The 16123-nt window shown below is 43.0% G+C and carries 13 protein-coding genes; 10 read left to right on the forward strand and 3 right to left on the reverse strand.

The genetic code is table 11. The annotated features are described in order from the left end of the window. Positions 1-2: 2 nt before the first annotated feature. Genes HUU49_00535 through HUU49_00550 form a run of 4 tightly spaced genes read left to right on the forward strand, consistent with a single transcriptional unit; the run spans position 3 to position 3288 of the window. On the forward strand, positions 3-485 hold the full coding sequence (locus tag HUU49_00535; GenBank protein ID NUM25091.1) for a type II secretion system protein: 483 nt from the start codon (positions 3-5) through the stop codon (positions 483-485). A 4-nt stretch (positions 486-489) separates the two neighbouring features. After that, positions 490-1359 (forward strand): hypothetical protein, encoded by an 870-nt coding sequence (locus HUU49_00540; GenBank protein NUM25092.1) that lies wholly within the window; start codon positions 490-492, stop codon positions 1357-1359. Beyond that, positions 1356-2120 (forward strand): hypothetical protein, encoded by a 765-nt coding sequence (locus tag HUU49_00545; GenBank protein NUM25093.1) that lies wholly within the window; start codon positions 1356-1358, stop codon positions 2118-2120. The genes HUU49_00540 and HUU49_00545 overlap by 4 nt, the downstream gene beginning before the upstream one ends. Position 2121: 1 nt before the next feature. Continuing rightward, a complete protein-coding gene (locus HUU49_00550; GenBank protein ID NUM25094.1) occupies positions 2122-3288 on the forward strand; it encodes a serine protease in 1167 nt (388 codons plus the stop codon). Between the two features lie 77 nt (positions 3289-3365). On the opposite strand, the gene HUU49_00555 is transcribed toward HUU49_00550, so the two are convergent. Both HUU49_00555 and HUU49_00560 read right to left on the reverse strand, forming a co-directional pair. Next, on the reverse strand, positions 3366-4670 hold the full coding sequence (locus HUU49_00555) for an adenylosuccinate synthetase (protein NUM25095.1): 1305 nt from the start codon (positions 4668-4670) through the stop codon (positions 3366-3368). 107 nt (positions 4671-4777) lie between these two features. Then, a complete protein-coding gene (locus HUU49_00560) occupies positions 4778-5077 on the reverse strand; it encodes a helix-turn-helix domain-containing protein (GenBank protein ID NUM25096.1) in 300 nt (99 codons plus the stop codon). A gap of 274 nt (positions 5078-5351) precedes the next feature. Here HUU49_00560 and HUU49_00565 point away from each other — a divergent pair, with 274 nt between their 5' ends. The 6 genes from HUU49_00565 (at position 5352) to HUU49_00590 (ending at position 14959) form a co-directional block, all read left to right on the forward strand. Beyond that, positions 5352-5915, forward strand: coding sequence for an RNA polymerase sigma factor (locus tag HUU49_00565; GenBank protein ID NUM25097.1), 564 nt, complete (start codon positions 5352-5354; stop codon positions 5913-5915). Then, positions 5905-6792, forward strand: a complete 888-nt coding sequence (locus HUU49_00570) for a hypothetical protein (protein ID NUM25098.1) — start codon at positions 5905-5907, stop codon at positions 6790-6792. The genes HUU49_00565 and HUU49_00570 overlap by 11 nt, the downstream gene beginning before the upstream one ends. 259 nt (positions 6793-7051) lie before the next feature. Further along, complete coding sequence (locus HUU49_00575; GenBank protein ID NUM25099.1) at positions 7052-10774, forward strand: hypothetical protein; 3723 nt, start codon at positions 7052-7054, stop codon at positions 10772-10774. Between the two features lie 110 nt (positions 10775-10884). Then, positions 10885-12588 carry a glycosyltransferase family 39 protein gene (locus HUU49_00580; protein NUM25100.1) on the forward strand — a complete coding sequence of 568 codons (1704 nt, stop codon included), beginning with the start codon at positions 10885-10887 and terminating at the stop codon, positions 12586-12588. A 1-nt stretch (position 12589) separates the two neighbouring features. Next, positions 12590-13285 carry a tetratricopeptide repeat protein gene (locus tag HUU49_00585; protein NUM25101.1) on the forward strand — a complete coding sequence of 232 codons (696 nt, stop codon included), beginning with the start codon at positions 12590-12592 and terminating at the stop codon, positions 13283-13285. A 12-nt stretch (positions 13286-13297) separates the two neighbouring features. Next, a complete protein-coding gene (locus HUU49_00590) occupies positions 13298-14959 on the forward strand; it encodes a glycosyltransferase family 39 protein (GenBank protein NUM25102.1) in 1662 nt (553 codons plus the stop codon). Here HUU49_00590 and HUU49_00595 read toward each other — a convergent pair. After that, positions 14956-16092: a glycosyltransferase family 4 protein gene (locus HUU49_00595; protein ID NUM25103.1), complete on the reverse strand. Its 1137-nt coding sequence runs from the start codon at positions 16090-16092 to the stop codon at positions 14956-14958. The two genes, HUU49_00590 and HUU49_00595, sit on opposite strands and share 4 nt — an antisense overlap. Between the last annotated feature and the right edge of the window lie 31 nt (positions 16093-16123).

The following is a 16123-nucleotide window of genomic DNA, read 5'->3' on the forward strand; positions in this document are numbered from 1 at the left end:
TTATGAATAAGCAGCGAGGTTTAACTTTAATTGAATTAATGGTTGTTATTTTGATTATTGTTTTTATTGCCACTGTCGCGACGATTGCCGTTAAAAATGCTCGGACTAAAACCCGAGACACTAAGCGAATTTATGATATTCAGCAGTATGCCAAAGCAATCCGGCTATATGCTCAGGAAAACCAGGGCCAGTACCCGCTTGAAAACGGTTATTTAGGGCGTAATGATGCTGTTAACACCGACCTGTCAAAATATCTTCCAAATTTGCCGTCTGACCCGTCTGACAAAGGGGGGACTACTGGCAGTGATTATTATTACTACTACGTTGCAAATAATATTTGCAATGGCATTACCCACCCAACAGTCCATGTTCAGAATATTGAAACTTCGCAGGCGGATTTCAATAATAACGGCTGCCCTGAAGGTTTAGGTGGCAGTGAAAACGGTTACGCCAATGCCGCTGATTACCTTATTGTGATAGATTAGTTTTATGGATAAAAAAGAAAAAGGATTTGAAGATAAATTTTTGGGCTTGGATGAAGCGGCGGATGATGACCGTCCGGTAGTAGCTAAATCTTTAAAAGCCAAAAAAACAAAACAGCCGCGCCAGATAAAAAAAGGCAAGCGGAATAAAAAGAATATTTGGAAGCGTTTAGGTGTTGTGGTTATGATTTTTTTCGTTGGAGTTTTGGTAGTTTTATGTATCGCTGGGATTGTACGAGTGCCTGTTTTAAGCAACATTTTATATCAAACACCCTCACCGTCACGGGTGGTGTCCGACGTTGTTTTGGGAGAGATAGACCGGACAAAAAATGGGGTTAACTTTGATAAGGAATCAAGCGTACTGTCAGTTAAAATCTCTGAAGAGTATCTTTCTTATTTTTTGCAGCAGCTTCAGCTTAAATCAAATGATCCGTCGTTTGACCAAAATATTCAGGTGGTTGTTGAAAGTGGAGAAATTGAATTTTACGCGACAATGCTGCGGCCGGTAAAAACCGAAATAACGTTGCGAGTTAAACCAGACATTGGTTCCGGATTGTCTTTGACAAAATTTTTTAAAGTTACTAAGTTTAAGGTTGGCAATCTGCGACTGCCGTCGTTTGTGGCAGAGCTATATTTGAAAGAATTGATTGAATCTAAATTAAAGACTTTGACTTCAGCTTTTGGCGGCGCCAGTAACTTGATTACCGCCAAGCCGCCTGTTAGCGTCAAAAATCTCGCACTTGAGAATGGTTATGCAGAAATTGATATTTATTTTGATATGGCAAAAATTCAGGAAAATATGAAGCAGCTGCCTCAGCTATTGGAAGAGATTCAAAAGCGATATCCGGCGGCGGCATCTAAAACTATTCAACCATGATTATCATTAACCGTTTAATTCCCTGGCTTTCTGCTTTTTTAATTTTGCTTATCTTGGAGCAGATTTTAGCGACGCCAAAGCAACTGCATTGGTTGATCGGCATGGCTTTAGCGTTGGTGATTTTGGGCGTCTGGCAGCTAATGGACCGGCAGATATTCAATAAGCGCTTCGTTGAGTTAGTAACGACGCCAGTGCTGTTTTTGGGAAGTGGTATTTTGTTTTTGAGTTTTTTGCAAGGTAACTTACTGAAACAGGCGGTTATCTTAATTCTGGCGTTACTGATTGGTATCTACCTTGAAGTGATATTGTTTCGTTTTCAAATCAGACCCCGGTATCAGCCTCATTCACTAGACAACATATCGACGCATTTAGGGTTGTTGGCATTATTTTTCTTAAGCAGCGGTTTGTTTAGTCTGATTGTTTTTTTGGGACTACCGTTGTGGTCAGCTGCTTTAATTTTTGGCGGCGGCTGTTTGTTGCTTACTAGTCAGCTGCTTTGGGTCAGTGAAACAACATTTGTTCGCAGTTGGCAATTTGTTTTTGTGATTTCTTTAGTGGCAATGGAAGTATTTTTGGTTGTCGGCTTCATGCCCACTAGTATCAACGTCAATGCGTTAATCGTTTCCTTGGGGTACTATCTTATGGATGGTTTGGCGCGTAATTGGCTTTTAGGGATTAAGGAAAAGAAAGTGATTAGACGCTATTTGCTTATTGCGGTATTTTCATTAATAATAATCTTAGCTACTGCTAAGTGGTTTTAACATGATTAAAAAGATTTTAGACAAAAAGAATAGTCAGATTTCTCAGGTGGTTATTTTATCCATGATTTTTGGCTTTGGTTCAGGGGTAGTCGGCCAGATTGTGGCGGATGTTTATATTGATCCGTGGCGGCAGGATTATATCACGCAAGGTATTTATGACAATACGACTGATGTACCCGAGATTCCGCAACTGCGTCGCGTGGAACGATTCTTGGGTATTGAGCAGGATTTTGAAGTCAATAAATCAATTACAAAAGTTAATTCCGCATTAGTCGGAATTTATAAAAAGAAAGCGGTTTCTGGACAGGCAGCCCTAAATCAAGTGTATACGGCCGCTGACTTGGTGGCTAATGGCGTGGCATTGACCAGTGATGGTTGGCTTGCAACCCATCAAAAAGCCTTGGCGGACTTTGATTTAAAGAATTTAGTAGTCATATTCAACCATCAGTTGTTTGAGGTGAAACAAATGGTGCAGGACGAAACCACCGGTGTCGCATTTATTAAAATTTCCGCTGACAACTTGGGCATTGTTACTCTCGGAGATTCGCGAGAGTCCACTCTTGGTCAGCTGGGGGTTGTGACTAATGTTTTGGGCGAAGTGACGGTGGTTAACGTTAAAGACAACGATTATCGTCAGTTAAGCACTCCTCAAGAGTATGTCTTTTCGTCCGAGCGCTATGATTACTCGCTGTTGATTTCCAAGGGGCTTGATAGCAATTATTTAGGTAGCCCGGTGGTAAATTTGGGCGGAGAAGTAATTGGCATTGTTTATGAAATACGAGACGATGGCCAGGCTTTGGCAGTGCCAATCAACCAGTTTAAATCAATTATTCTCGATGTGCTGCGCAGTAATACCGTTAACCGGCCGCTCTTGGGCGTGATGTATGTTGATTTAAGCAAGGTGGTTGGGTTGAATGTTGCCAATGGCAAAGATTTGAGTCGCGGAGCTTTGATTTACCAATCGCCGAACCGCAATACGCCGGCATTTTCAGCCGGATTTAAGGAAGGCGATATTATTTTGAGTATTGATGGTCAGTTGGTTGACGAGAACAGTAATTTGACGGAATTGATTCAGCAATATCAAGTTGGTGATGAAGTCAGCATTGAATATCTAAGAAGTGGCGTTACAGCCACAGTTGATGTAGTCTTATCAGCGGCAGTGCAGTAGTTAAAATTATTATATAAAAATAACGCAGTCAGTTTCGGTTTGAAACAGGCTGCGTTTTGATTTTGGATTAGCCCTCCTTAGAGGGTGATAATTTGGCTTCGTTCGGGTCCGGTGCCAACCATGGTTAGCGGTATCTGGTACGGCCGACTGATTGCCTCCAGATATCGTTGAGCGTTTTCGGGCAAGTCTGCCCAAGTGGTGACGCCGGTGATATCTTGAGTCCAGCCGGCAAATTCGGTAAGTACCGGGGTGATGTGGTCCAGGTCTTCCACGACTGTCGGGAAAAAATCAACCACTTGGCCGCCGGCTCGATATTCGGTGCAAACCATCAGCGGGTGGATGTTGGTCAAGACATCTACCTTATTGATGACCAGTTTTGTGCCGCGGCCAACCGTAGCGCAGAATTCGCCGATCATGTTGTCACACCAGCCAATGTCGCGCGGCCGCTTGGTAGTGACACCGTATTCGTGGCCGCGTTCGCGAATCAGCGTTGCAAGCCTTTCGGGCATTGGCGCCGTGAGTCCGTGTGGTCCAACACGAGTGATGTATGCCTTGATGACGACGTAATCTTCGGTAATCCAGCTTGGGTCAACACCGACTCCGGATTGAATTGATCCCGGCCAAGTGTTGGAAGCCGTGCCGTAGGGATAGATCCCTAAGTCGTGGTCCAGCATACCAGCCTGCGCACCTTCGCCGAGGATGACGCCCTCTTGATTGAGAATACTGTTCAGGTAGGGGATTTCGTTTCCGGCATACGCCAGAATCTGTTCGCGGCATGCTTCCACTTCTGCTACGACTTGATCGATGCTGATTGGTTCTTGTCCAAAGCAACCGGTCAGAATCGCGTTGGTATAGTCAAGCGCCGGAGTGACTTGCCTGACGAATTGGTCCATGTTGCGCAGATGGCCGAGGCGAACGCCTTGATACATCCGGGCAAATCCGTAGGTCTGGCTAATCGCCTTTTTGGTGGTGCCTTTTTTCCCGGCTCCAGCTTCGCGCGCAGCTTCCAATGCCATATGAAACGACAAAGTGAGTTGTGCGCCTTCAGAGATCAGGAGATTGTCCGGGCTAACTGGAATGCCTTTGGCGCGTAAGCGCTCAATTTCTGCAAGTACGCGTTGCGGATTAATCACCATGCCGCGGCCCATAACGCTCATTACGGGCCGTTCCAGACAGCGAATAACACCTGCCGGAATAGCATGAAGATCAATTTCGGTGTTACCAAAAACAACACTGTGGCCGGCATTATCGCCGCCCTGCCAACGAAACACCGCCTGGACCCTTGGGTCGGCGGTTAAGTGGTCAACAACGCGGGCCTTGCCGTTGTCGCCAAAAATCGGATCGCGCACGATCCAAACGCCACCGTAACCTGGTTTACCCACATTTTTTCTCCTTGTGAGGTTAGACCAAAATTAAAGCCAAAATAAAAAGGACGTTTACCTCCACTGTTGATTTTGGCAGAAAGTGGCTGAGCGGTCAATTTACGAACTTATTCAGGCTTGATAACCCTGGGTTCTTTTTTATCGATAAGATCAGGGTGAGGGGAGTAGAGCTTATTTTTGATTTTCCACTTATCCACATACTGACCTATTCCTTTATTAGCTAGTTTATTTTTTGTTGTAGTTCTTCCCTGTGACCATTCTAATAGACTGTTGAAGTTAATTTTATATCGTCCCTGAACAACAATGTATTTTAAATCTTGGTGCTGGATTGCGCGTCTGATGGTCTTTTGATCAACGCCAAAAAGACGGGACGCTTCAGAAACGGTTACTCGGATTACATTTGTCATAAAATATAATTTTTGTCCAGACTAGTCTGGACAATTTTAGATATTTTCAATGAAGTAGCTTTAAATATATTCTACAATTTATGGTTTTTTACTGCAACATATTTCTTTTTTAAACGTCTTATTTAGTAACACTTAGTACTCTTTTATTATTCTTTAATTTTTTAAAAATTAGCTTAAAAAGGGCTAATTTTGACTTTTTTAAAGAAAATCGTTATAGTATAGTCTGTTGCGGTTACCTAACTGTAACGTTTTTTAAGCTCCTACGTCTTAATTAATGAAATCCTCAAATTTCAAGGAAAAAGCCCTATTAATACGGATAAAAAAGAAGGACCCGCAGGCTTTTTCTGAAGTGTATGATTTGTACGTTACACCTATATATAGGTTTATTTATTTTAAGGTCGCAACCAAACAGGATGCTGAAGATTTGACCTCGGAAGTTTTTCTGAAGATCTGGCAATATGTAACCGAAACGGAAGAAGAAATCCAAAATCTGCGCGCACTATTGTACCGCACTGCCAGAAATTTGGTTATTGATTTTTATCGCCGCAATGCCAAACGGGACTTAACGCAGGATTTGGAAGTGCTGGAAACAATAAAAGATGAACGACAGCAAAGCCTCCTGACGCAGATTGATACGGCGTTTGACATGAAAAATATTGAAAGCATTTTGCGGCAGCTTAAAGATGAATATCGTGAAGTAATCATTTTACGTTTCATCGAAGAATTATCAATTACTGAAATTGCAAAAGTTTTAGAAAAATCAAAGGGTTCAGTTAGAGTGCTATTGCACCGGGCGCTAAAAGTCGCCAGAGAACTCCTCAACGAAGATGGAAAATAACGTTATTAACGAAATTAAAAATTTAAAACAACAAGTTGTTCCCCGAGCCGAATGGGTGAGTTCGACGCGGGATTTTTTGTTGCAGCAAATTGCAACTGATGCCGCTTCAGAAAAAGTTTCAGTTGGTATGACGGGATATTGGTCAATTTTTAACCAGACGTTTCGTCAGCGAATGTTTGAGCCGGCGCTGGTAATGATGTTGTTGTTAGTTTCTTTTGTTGGCAGCAGCCTGACAATCAATGCCGCTTTTTACAGTCTGCCGGGAGATAGTCTCTATAAAGTAAAATTAGCTTTAGAGCAAACGCACGTGGCATTGGTGACTGACGAAGAAAAGAAAGTGGAGCTTAAGATGGAATTTGCTCAGAAGCGCGCAGTGGAATTTGATAAGATTGTTGCTCAGTCAGATGTGTCCCCGGAAGCCAAGAAGAAAAAGATTGAAGAGGTGGTCAAGGAATTCAAAAATAATGTTGCTGAAGTAAATACTCATTTATCAAAAATTAACCAAGAAGCCCCAGAAGCGGATCGCAGTTTGAATGTTAAGATGGCATTAACGATTAGTGAAAAGACCGAAGAACTGGCGAAGAATATTGATAAGACCACTAGTAACTTAGGTGAAGTTGATAAGAAAGAATTAGAAGGAATTTTAGCTGAGGCTGTACAGTCAGTTCAGGATGTTGGTTTGGCGGCTCAGCAACTAATTAATGATGCGCAAATCCCAGCAGGAGATCAGGAAACCGGAGAAGTGCAGGGTGCAACTAACGATGCTGCTGAAACGCCTGAGACAGGGGATGCTAATAATACCGTTCAAGATGAAACAAAAACCGACGGCGCTACCGTCGAGGAGGTGGTTGAGCAAGTTGAGCCGGCAGGTAATTAATTTAGAAAACCCGGCCATTAATGGCTCGAGTTTTAAATAAAGTTCTTAATAATTTTTGGAGCAATTAGGGTCTAATCTCCCCTTGGACTGTTAAAGTAAAGGTCGGTTCGAGCTATTCGAAACTTTAATGGACTAAGGATTCTGGAGTTAGATGGCCCCTTAAATAAGGGTCCGTATGATGTTATTAGGTTCGCCTAGGCGTAATATCATCTAAGCCTAACCGAGAATATTTAAGAGCTTAAGAAAGGAATAATTTAACATGATTAAAAGACTATTGACCTACGCTGTTGTTATTACAACCGTTGTCTGGTCAGTTGGTTTACTAGCCACTCCGATTGCAGTTGGTGCTGCTGTCAGCGGTGACTTGATCAAGCTCCAGTGTGCTGCTGGTGCTGACGTCAACGATCCTTGCCGTGCAGTCTACTACTTGGGTGCTGATGGTAAGCGATATGTCTTCCCAAATGAGAAGACCTACAAAACCTGGTACTCAGACTTCAGCGGCGTTCAGACCGTTTCACAAACCGAAATGAGTTCATACCCAATCGGTGGAAACGTTACGTACCGCCCAGGTGTCAAGCTAGTAAAAATTACTACTGATCCAAAAGTATATGCAGTCGGTTCCAATGGCACCCTTCACTGGGTAACCACTGGCGAAATCGCCGAGGCTCTTTACGGAGCTACTTGGGCCACGATGGTCGAAGACGTTCCTGATGCCTTCTTCGTCAACTACACTGTTGGTAGCGACATTAATGCTGCTGCTGACTACAACAAGCAGACTGAGATGGACAATGCTGCGACAATCAATGATGACAAGAACCTCGGTGGCGGCGCTTCAACTGGAACCAGCTTGAACGTTGCTTTGGCTTCTGACACCCCAGCTACCGGTTTAATTGTTGGTAATTCAATCAACAACAAATTCACCAAAGTGAATTTGACCGCTTCAGCTGACGGTGACATGGTCATTGACCAGCTCGTCGTCCGACGCGGTGGCACCATTGCTGCTGACAGTGCGTTCTCATCAATTGCTATTATTGATGCTGCCACTGGCGCCAGAATTGGTAACACCAAAACCTTGAATTCACAGCATATGGCTGTCTTCAATGAAGACATCACCGTAGCCGCTGGTACCACCAAGTCAATCTACTTGGCCGGTAACATGGCTGCTAGCCTAGCTACTAACGCTGGTGAAATCCCAACCCTCGACTTGTACTCAGTTACTTTGTCAGGTGGTGGCGCCGTTATCGGCAGCTTGCCAATCGTTGGTAATTACCAGACTTTGAACGGTACTATCACTATTGGTGCTTTGTCAGTTTCTGACGGCTCCAACAACCCGGATGCTTCAACCCAGAAGATTGGTACAACTAACTACCTAGTTTCAGGTTTCAAGTTGGTTGCCAACTCAGTTGAAGACTTCCACGTCACTTCAATCACCTTTGACCAGGGTGGTACTGCTGCAGACGATGACGTTAGCAACCTCGATCTTATCATCGACGACACTATCGTTAAGACTGTCGCTGCTCCATCAAACGGCAAAGTGATGTTTGACTTGTCAGCCAGCCCAGTGTTGGTTGAAAAGGGTAAGACTGTTCAAGTCGACCTACAACTTGACATCGCCGACGGTTCAAGCCGAACTATTCGCTTTGACATTGAAGACGAGTCAGACATTGTAGCTCGCGGACAGCTTTACGGTGCAGAAGTTAAGGTATCTGACGGTGGCGCAGGTGCTGCATCAGATGCTACCCCATTCTGGACTGCTCCAGTGACCACTGTTGATACTGGTTCTCTAAGAATTGGTGCTGCTACTTTGAGCGCTGCCAATATCCCAGAGGATTCAGATCAGGTTGTTTTGGGTAAGTTCGAATTCGAAGCTAAGGGTGAACCAGTTGAAATTTCTTCATTGCCGATTGGCTTTAGAATTGCTACTTCAACAGGAAGTTTGGCAACTGACAGTGGAGTTGATTTGACCAACATCACTGTTTATGATGCGAACGGCGCGATTGTCGCTGGTCCATCTGACCCGACTTACAAGATTCACACCTCGGATTCCACCGCATTATTGCAAGTAACTTCAACCGACACCTTCACTGTTCCAACCGGTCTACACATTTACACCATTAAAGGTGACGTTGACTCAGACTTTGGCACCAACGACACAATCGTTGCCCATATTAAGCCAGGTCAGGTTACTGCTAAGGGTGAAACAACCGGTTTGACTGTGACCCCAACTCCAACCACCAGTGAATTGACCTCAGCTACCATGACTGTTCAGTCAGCCCAGTTAGCTGTTTCCGTTTCTTCATTGCCGGTTGCTCAGAGTGTGGTTGCTGGTACTAAAGGCTTCACCTTTGCCAACGTGGTCTTAGGTGCTGAATCTTCAGGAGAAGACATTAAAGTTACTTCTCTTAAGGTTCAGGTTGATTGTCTAGCTACCTGCAGTCCTTCCCAGACTTCAAACTGGAGTCTCTACGATGGTGCGACCAAGTTGTCAGTCACCAACGATCCAGACTCACAGGTTGGAACCAAGACGACTGCTGCTGATGATGCTACTTCAACCTTCAACCTCACCACTCCGTTGGTGATTGCGAAGGGTACTTCAAAGACTTTGACCGTCAAGGCTGATCTCAGCACTGACGCCACTTCCGGCACAATCACTGTCGGTATTGAAGACACCACCAGCTCAACCATTACTGCTAAAGGTAACAACAGCGGTTTGGATGCTGCCTTAACTGTCAGCGTTTCAGACGGTCAGACAATGACCTTGAACTCAGGCGGTGCTTTGACCATCACCCGAGACACTACGTCTCCAAAAGATGGCCTATTGCCTGCTAACTCCGAAGGTTTGACCTTCGCTGTGTTCAGCGCTGTTGCCCAGTACGAAGATGTAAATATTGAGAAGCTATACCTCACTGCAGTTCAGGCTAACAGCGGCGGTCTAGACCAGATCAATAAGGTTTACATCTACAACGGCAGCACCAAGTTGGCTGAAGTTACTCCAACTTCAACTGACGGTACTGACCGAACTGTCTTGATCGATGTCACCAACAACCCAATCGTTGTTGCCAAGGACACTAGCGTTAAGTTGACCATCAAGGTTGACACCGCTAACTCCAACTACGAAGTCGGTTCAAAGGGTGCTTCTGGTCAGGGTCTATGGTTGAAGATTGCTTCCGCTGCTGATGTCACCGCTAAGGGTGCTCAGTCCGGAACAACTTTGGCCACAGCTGCGAAGACCATTAACAATGCTTCGTCAACTGCTCAGTACTTGTTCCGATCCGTCCCGACTCTTGCCACCAACGACTTATTGTCAAGTGGTAAGGTCTCAGGCGGTACCTTAACTGCTGGTACTGAAGCTTCAAAGAGTTTGTACGCCTTCTCGGTGACTGCAGACTCAAAGGGTGACATTGCTTTGCATCGTGTCAACTTCAACATTTCAACCAACGTCGCTACCATCACTAACATGATGATTACCGACGGTACTGAAAATGTTGCATACCAGTTGTCAGCCGGTTCAAGCTTTATCGGCACCAACGATGCTGGCACTGATTCCTGGACTGGAGAAGCTCCGTTCTTCTTCGTCAACAATCAGACCGCCCCATCAGCGTACACCGGAACGAACGTTGTTCCTTACGTCATTCCTGCCGGTACCACCAAGACCTTCACCCTTAAAGGTGATGTCCAGTGTGCCGCAGTTGGCGGAAGCGACTGTTCAACTTCAAGTGGAAGCGGATCACTTAGTATCCAGATGCTCGGCGATACCTCATTGCTAGGTACCGTCCCAACTGGTGCTACTGCTCTTGCTGCCTCTGATGCTAAATTGGGTGACGCTGCATTCGTCTGGTCAGATCTATGGCGAACCAGCATCCAGGGTATTTCATCAACAACCGCTTCAACCACCGAACAGTGGTCAAACGGTGCCTACGTTGCTTTGAGCAATGGCGGTAAGATGATTGCCACCTCTTCAGCTGTTACCTTCAGCCGCTAATAGCGAAGCGAGAAGACTAACTAGTCTGTAACCTAAAAAGTCCCCTGCGAAAGTGGGGGACTTTTAGGTTTGATTATTTCTGATTTTTTTGCTAAATTTAACTTATATTTATGTTGAAATCGCTTTTAAAAATTAAATATCTTTTGCCAGCTATAGTCTTTGTGATAGCGGCGATTTTAATTTTTGGCGGCCTCACGCGAGCTGACGTTCAGCATGATGATGCAACGTATTCTTTCCGTTCGCTGGGCTATTTGGATTTTATGAATTCGCAGTTGCAAACCACGCCGTTACAGTGGTTTGAAACCGTTCCGACTTGGTCAAAACTGTCATTTCATGACCATCCACCATTAACCTTTGCCCTGCAACATGTTTCTTTCAAGTTGTTTGGCCCGTCGCTGTTTGCGTCGCGCTTGCCTTCTGCGCTGGCCGGAGTGTTTTCGGTTGTTCTGTTATTTCTTATTGCTAAAAAACAGTATGATTTTAAAACGGCAGCTTTGGCCAGCGCTTTGTTGGGAGTACTAGCAATTCATTCCTGGATGAGTCAGATTTCTTATTTAGAACCAGTTGCCGTTTTTCTGATTTTACTGACAGTATATTTATTTATCCTTGCTTTAGAAAAAGAAATATGGTGGCTTGGCTTTGGCGCCAGTTTGGGTTTAACGCTTTTAACTAAATACACAGTATTATTCATCATTCCGGCGCTGGCAATATATCTTTTATTGTATCACCGTAAAATATTTTTTAATAAGTATTTTATTGTTTCTATGGTGTTGGCAGTTCTGATTTTTTCGCCGGTGGTGTACTACAATATCAAAATGTATCAAGCTCGCGGACACTTTGATTTGCAGCTTTCAGTGTTATTAAATCAGGATCGTTCTGATTGGCCGGGCATATCGCGCAACAGTGCCGGTGTTAATTTTCTTAACAACCTGACGACAATTTTTAAAGATTTATTTGCTGTTATCTCTTTACCAATGTATTTGATGCTTTGCTTTTTAACAATATATGGCGCCATTATGAGCTTTATTGAGCGTCAAAAAAACAAAACCAATTTTATTTTTTTGCTGTTGTTGCTATTTGTAACAATTTTAATTGCCGTCACCGGCGCTGTTGTCCGATTCGATTATCTGCTGCTACCCTTTGTGGTGGTTATTGCTAGTTGGGCATCGTTTGATATTTATCAGCGTTATATCGCATCTCGGCCTGACCGGAAAGGACGAACGATTATTATCTTGCTGGCTTTGGGTGCAGTAATAGTATTTGAACTGTTTTACAACATTAATACTAATCTGCTCGCCATACCGCTTGGTGAGCGGGGTAGAGCATACTCGGAATACCGCTGGGAAAACGGCGGATTTAATGAGTTGGAAGAATATTTGATTAGTCAGGGTCTACATTTTGAAATCACCAATCACGTCGATTCTTTGAGCGACACGATGTTTCAGGCTGATCAGTTGTCCGGGCAAAAGGTTTTTGTCTATGATCCAAACTTGAATTGGTTTTCAACAATGTGGTATTTTTCAAAGTGGTCGGTGTACAATAGAGAGTTTTTTATTTCGGCAGCGGATTTGATGCGTATCTTGCCGAACACTAATTGGTTTGATTTCTTTAAGGAGCAGGGAGCTGAAACTATCTATTATATTCGGGGGGCAAATAAGGTTGTATTCGGCCCGGGTGAAGTAGAGGCGGTGAATCAGCAGTCGGCCAGCGCCTTGGAAAATATTTTTATTTCTTCTGGGGCCAAGGCGGATTTAGTCCGTAATGCAAATGATGATTTAGCTTTTAAAGTTTATAAAATTAATTTACAAGAGTAATATGAAATTAAAATTAGCAAACAGTATTGGAGGGGCTTTGGTATTAATTGCCGTTATTGCCATTGGTGCATACTATTTTTTACCAAAAGATTTTTTGAAATTTACCGATTCGGCCAAAAACTATTTTGAATTAACTGTTTTGCGAGACGATTTGTCAGCTGAAGACTTGGCAAAGTATCAAGAACAATTTGATTTGGTGGTGGCCCAAATTCAGAGTAATCAGGATTATGTCGATCCGTGGTTTGATTTGGCTAGAATTAAAAAGTATGTGGGCGATTACCGCGGGTCTGAAGCCGCTTTAATTAAGGCGGGCGAAATTAGGCCAAATAACAGCACTTCTTTTACTAATTTGGCTGATTTGTATGCTAATTTCCTTGGGGAATATGATAAGGCCGAAATCGCTTACCAGACCGCCATTGCGAACTCTTTGGGAGAATGGGGTAACGATAAATTGTACCGTGAGTATGCTTATTTTGTGGAAAACCATCTCAAAGACCCTGCTCGGGCAACCTCAATTTTAGTTGACGGTTTAGAGGATAATCCTCAAAGTATTGATTTGATGACGGTATTAGCAGATCTTTATAAGCGTCAGGGTGACGTTGATAACGCGCTCAAGTATTATCGTGAGGCTTTGAAGATTGACCCAGAAGATGACGCGATTCGCCAAGAAATTAGCAATCTGCAAAACGCAAAGTAAGATATTTATTTCATGAATAAAAAATTATTCAGCTACTTACTGCTTGGCTTAATAATTTTTACCGCTGGTTTTTTACGTTTTTATCAGTTGGATCATTCTGATGTTATTAATGATGAAGCGATTATTGGTTTTCGCTCAATCGGGTATATTGATTTTTTCTCGTCGCCATATCAGACCACTCCTTGGGAGTGGTTTTCTGATGTCCCGGCCTGGGCGAGACTGTCATTTCATGATCATCCGCCTTTAACGTTTGTGTTGCAGCACATTTCGTTTAAGCTGTTTGGACAAAACCTCTTTGCTTTGCGCTTGCCGTTTGCCCTGGCTGGTGTTGCTTCTGTTGTGTTGCTTTATCTGATCGCCAAAAATTTGTACGGCAAAAAGTCGGGCATCATTGCCGCCTTATTGCTAGCCGTTAGCAGCTACCACGTATGGGTAAGCCGAACCGGACTGCAGGAGGCGTTAGTTATTTTCTTTATCTTGTTAACGTTGTTCTTATTTTTGAAAGCTTTGGAAAATGGCCAACATTGGTGGTGGGGGATTAGTTTAGGGCTTGCGATGCTGACTAAATACACGACATTCATTTTGCCGCTGGGTTTTATTTGTTATTTATTTTTTTTCAAGCGGTCAGTTCTAGTTAATAAAAAATTTTGGCTGGCAATTTGTTTAGCGGCTTTAATTTTTAGCCCGGTCATTTTTTACAATATAAAAATGTACCAAACAGTTGGGCATTTTGATTTGCAATTTTCGTATTTGTTTGGTCAGCAAGTTGCGGAGTGGCAGTCGTTACCTGGCAAAGAACAAATGGGAGATTTTATTGACCGCTTAAAAAATATCATACCCGCGATCTACCAGGGATTCTTGTGGCCGATGTTTTTTATGCTGATTGCATCGTTTGGATTTTTAGGATTAAAGATTTTTAAATCAAGAGTTGATAACGACGCTAAAAAAAATTGGTTGCCGGTTATTGCGATTATTTTCTATCTTTTATTCTTCTTATTAATTGGCCCGTCGAAAAGATTTGTGGTTATCTTGGTTCCTTTTGTTATTTTATTAATCGCTTGGTTTATCGGCAGTTTGCCACGAGCCGCAAGAATTATTTTATTGATAATTTTAATCCCGCTTGAAATATTTTTCAGTTGCAATACTTTATTGGCATATAACCCGATTGGTACAAGAGGCTTAACGTATTCTTATTTAGATATTGAAAATTATAATTGGGGGTATAATCAGCTTGATTCGTACTTATCAAATATTTTGGCTGATAAAAAACCAGCATTTAGCCTGGAAACCAAGTATCCATTTTTAGAAACTATTCGTAAAAAATCGCTTAATGAAGCTAAAAATAAGTCGGAATTAGCGGCGTTAATTGTTTATGATCCAAATTTTTATGACCTTGCGACTTTTTGGACTTTTCATCGAAGATTAGTATATGCGTCTTGGCCAATTGTCAGCGCTGACGTGTATCTGCAGCAAGGAAAAGATTTTTGGCAATCCCAGGGGATTAGTGACGTTTATTTTTTCAAGATCAAAGACCCGCTGATTTTAAGCCAGTCAGTTACCGTTTTTTCCACCGCCGCTGAGGAGCTGGCGAATAGTTTTGATAGTATCCAGCCGGATATTATAAAGCGGCCTGACGGCCGCGAGGTTTTTGAGGTGTACCACTGGCAATTTTAATTTTCGTAGACCGCTTTTGTTTTAGCGGTCATTTCTGATAAACTGAATTTCTCTGACATGTCGGCTTTTGCTTGGGCCGATATTTTTTTTGACAAATTTTCATCTTCTAAGATATTGTCAATTGCTTTTGCCAGTGCGTCGGGGTCTCCAGACTTAACCACTAACGCATTTTTTTCATCAGTTAGTAATTCGGGAATACCTCCGACATTGGTGCTGGCAATAGGCAACCCGGCTTTCATGGCTTCAATAATTGAGTAGGGCAGACCCTCTTTGACAGACGAGCAGACATAAACATCAAACGCTGCTAGATATTGGGAAGCCTGTTCTTTTTCTCCGGCCAGCAAAAAGACGTCTTCTAGCTTCAGGTTTTTAATTTCGGTTGTTAATTGATTTCTTTGTTGGCCGTCGCCAATGACTACAAAAATGGTTTCTGGATGAAGTTTTGTTACAATATTAGCGGCTTGAATGAGCGTTTTTAGATCTTTGGTTAAATAAAAATTAGCGATTGTCCCGACAACTTTTTTATTGTCCGGCAAGTGTAGTTGTCGGCGCGCTTCTAGACGCGGCAATAATTCAATGGTGTCCAAGCCGTTATGAACAGTGACAAGTTTATTAAGCGGGGCAATTTGGTTTTTGATAGCGCTTTTGCGATCGTAATCGGATACGCAAATCAGAGTGTCTTTAAATCGAGCAGAAAATTTTTCGGCCACAAGATAAACAAATTTTTTCCACATCGGCATTGGCTCATTAAAGACAAAACCATGGACTGTATATACTACTTTTTTAATTTTTGCACGTTTGGCAGCTAAGGCGCCAATAACTCCGGCCTTGCTACTGTTAAGATGAACGATGTCTGGACGTATGGTCTTGATGAGTTTCTTAATTTCAAAATATGCGCGAACATCTTGCCAGGGGTTAATTTCTCGCACCAGATTTTTTAGGGTGTAACTTTTTATCTTTTTTTCGTCTAATTTAGTGAATAGATTTTTTCCGCGTCCGTCGAATTTTCCGGCGGCCACGGTGATTTCGTAGTTTTCCGGCATCAGCTGGCTGGCTAAATCAAAAATGTAGCGCTGTGCGCCGCCCCATTCCGCTTGTGTTACGATAAATAGAATTCTGTTTTTTTTAGCCATAAATTACTTATATTGAGCTTGACCCCGTCAC

The sequence above is a fragment of the Candidatus Buchananbacteria bacterium genome (genome assembly GCA_013359225.1).
GTDB lineage: Bacteria > Patescibacteriota > Patescibacteriia > Buchananbacterales > UBA6539 > JABWCG01.

What these genes read in the sequence shown, in the direction of transcription:
- HUU49_00535 (NUM25091.1), top strand. Translation starts at nt 3, where the DNA reads ATGAATAAGCAGCGAGGTTTAACTTTAATTGAATTAATGGTTGTTATT.
- HUU49_00540 (NUM25092.1), top strand. Translation starts at nt 490, where the DNA reads ATGGATAAAAAAGAAAAAGGATTTGAAGATAAATTTTTGGGCTTGGAT.
- HUU49_00545 (NUM25093.1), top strand. Translation starts at nt 1,356, where the DNA reads ATGATTATCATTAACCGTTTAATTCCCTGGCTTTCTGCTTTTTTAATT.
- HUU49_00550 (NUM25094.1), top strand. Translation starts at nt 2,122, where the DNA reads ATGATTAAAAAGATTTTAGACAAAAAGAATAGTCAGATTTCTCAGGTG.
- HUU49_00560 (NUM25096.1), bottom strand. Translation starts at nt 5,077, where the DNA reads ATGACAAATGTAATCCGAGTAACCGTTTCTGAAGCGTCCCGTCTTTTT.
- HUU49_00565 (NUM25097.1), top strand. Translation starts at nt 5,352, where the DNA reads ATGAAATCCTCAAATTTCAAGGAAAAAGCCCTATTAATACGGATAAAA.
- HUU49_00570 (NUM25098.1), top strand. Translation starts at nt 5,905, where the DNA reads ATGGAAAATAACGTTATTAACGAAATTAAAAATTTAAAACAACAAGTT.
- HUU49_00575 (NUM25099.1), top strand. Translation starts at nt 7,052, where the DNA reads ATGATTAAAAGACTATTGACCTACGCTGTTGTTATTACAACCGTTGTC.
- HUU49_00580 (NUM25100.1), top strand. Translation starts at nt 10,885, where the DNA reads ATGTTGAAATCGCTTTTAAAAATTAAATATCTTTTGCCAGCTATAGTC.
- HUU49_00585 (NUM25101.1), top strand. Translation starts at nt 12,590, where the DNA reads ATGAAATTAAAATTAGCAAACAGTATTGGAGGGGCTTTGGTATTAATT.
- HUU49_00590 (NUM25102.1), top strand. Translation starts at nt 13,298, where the DNA reads ATGAATAAAAAATTATTCAGCTACTTACTGCTTGGCTTAATAATTTTT.
- HUU49_00595 (NUM25103.1), bottom strand. Translation starts at nt 16,092, where the DNA reads ATGGCTAAAAAAAACAGAATTCTATTTATCGTAACACAAGCGGAATGG.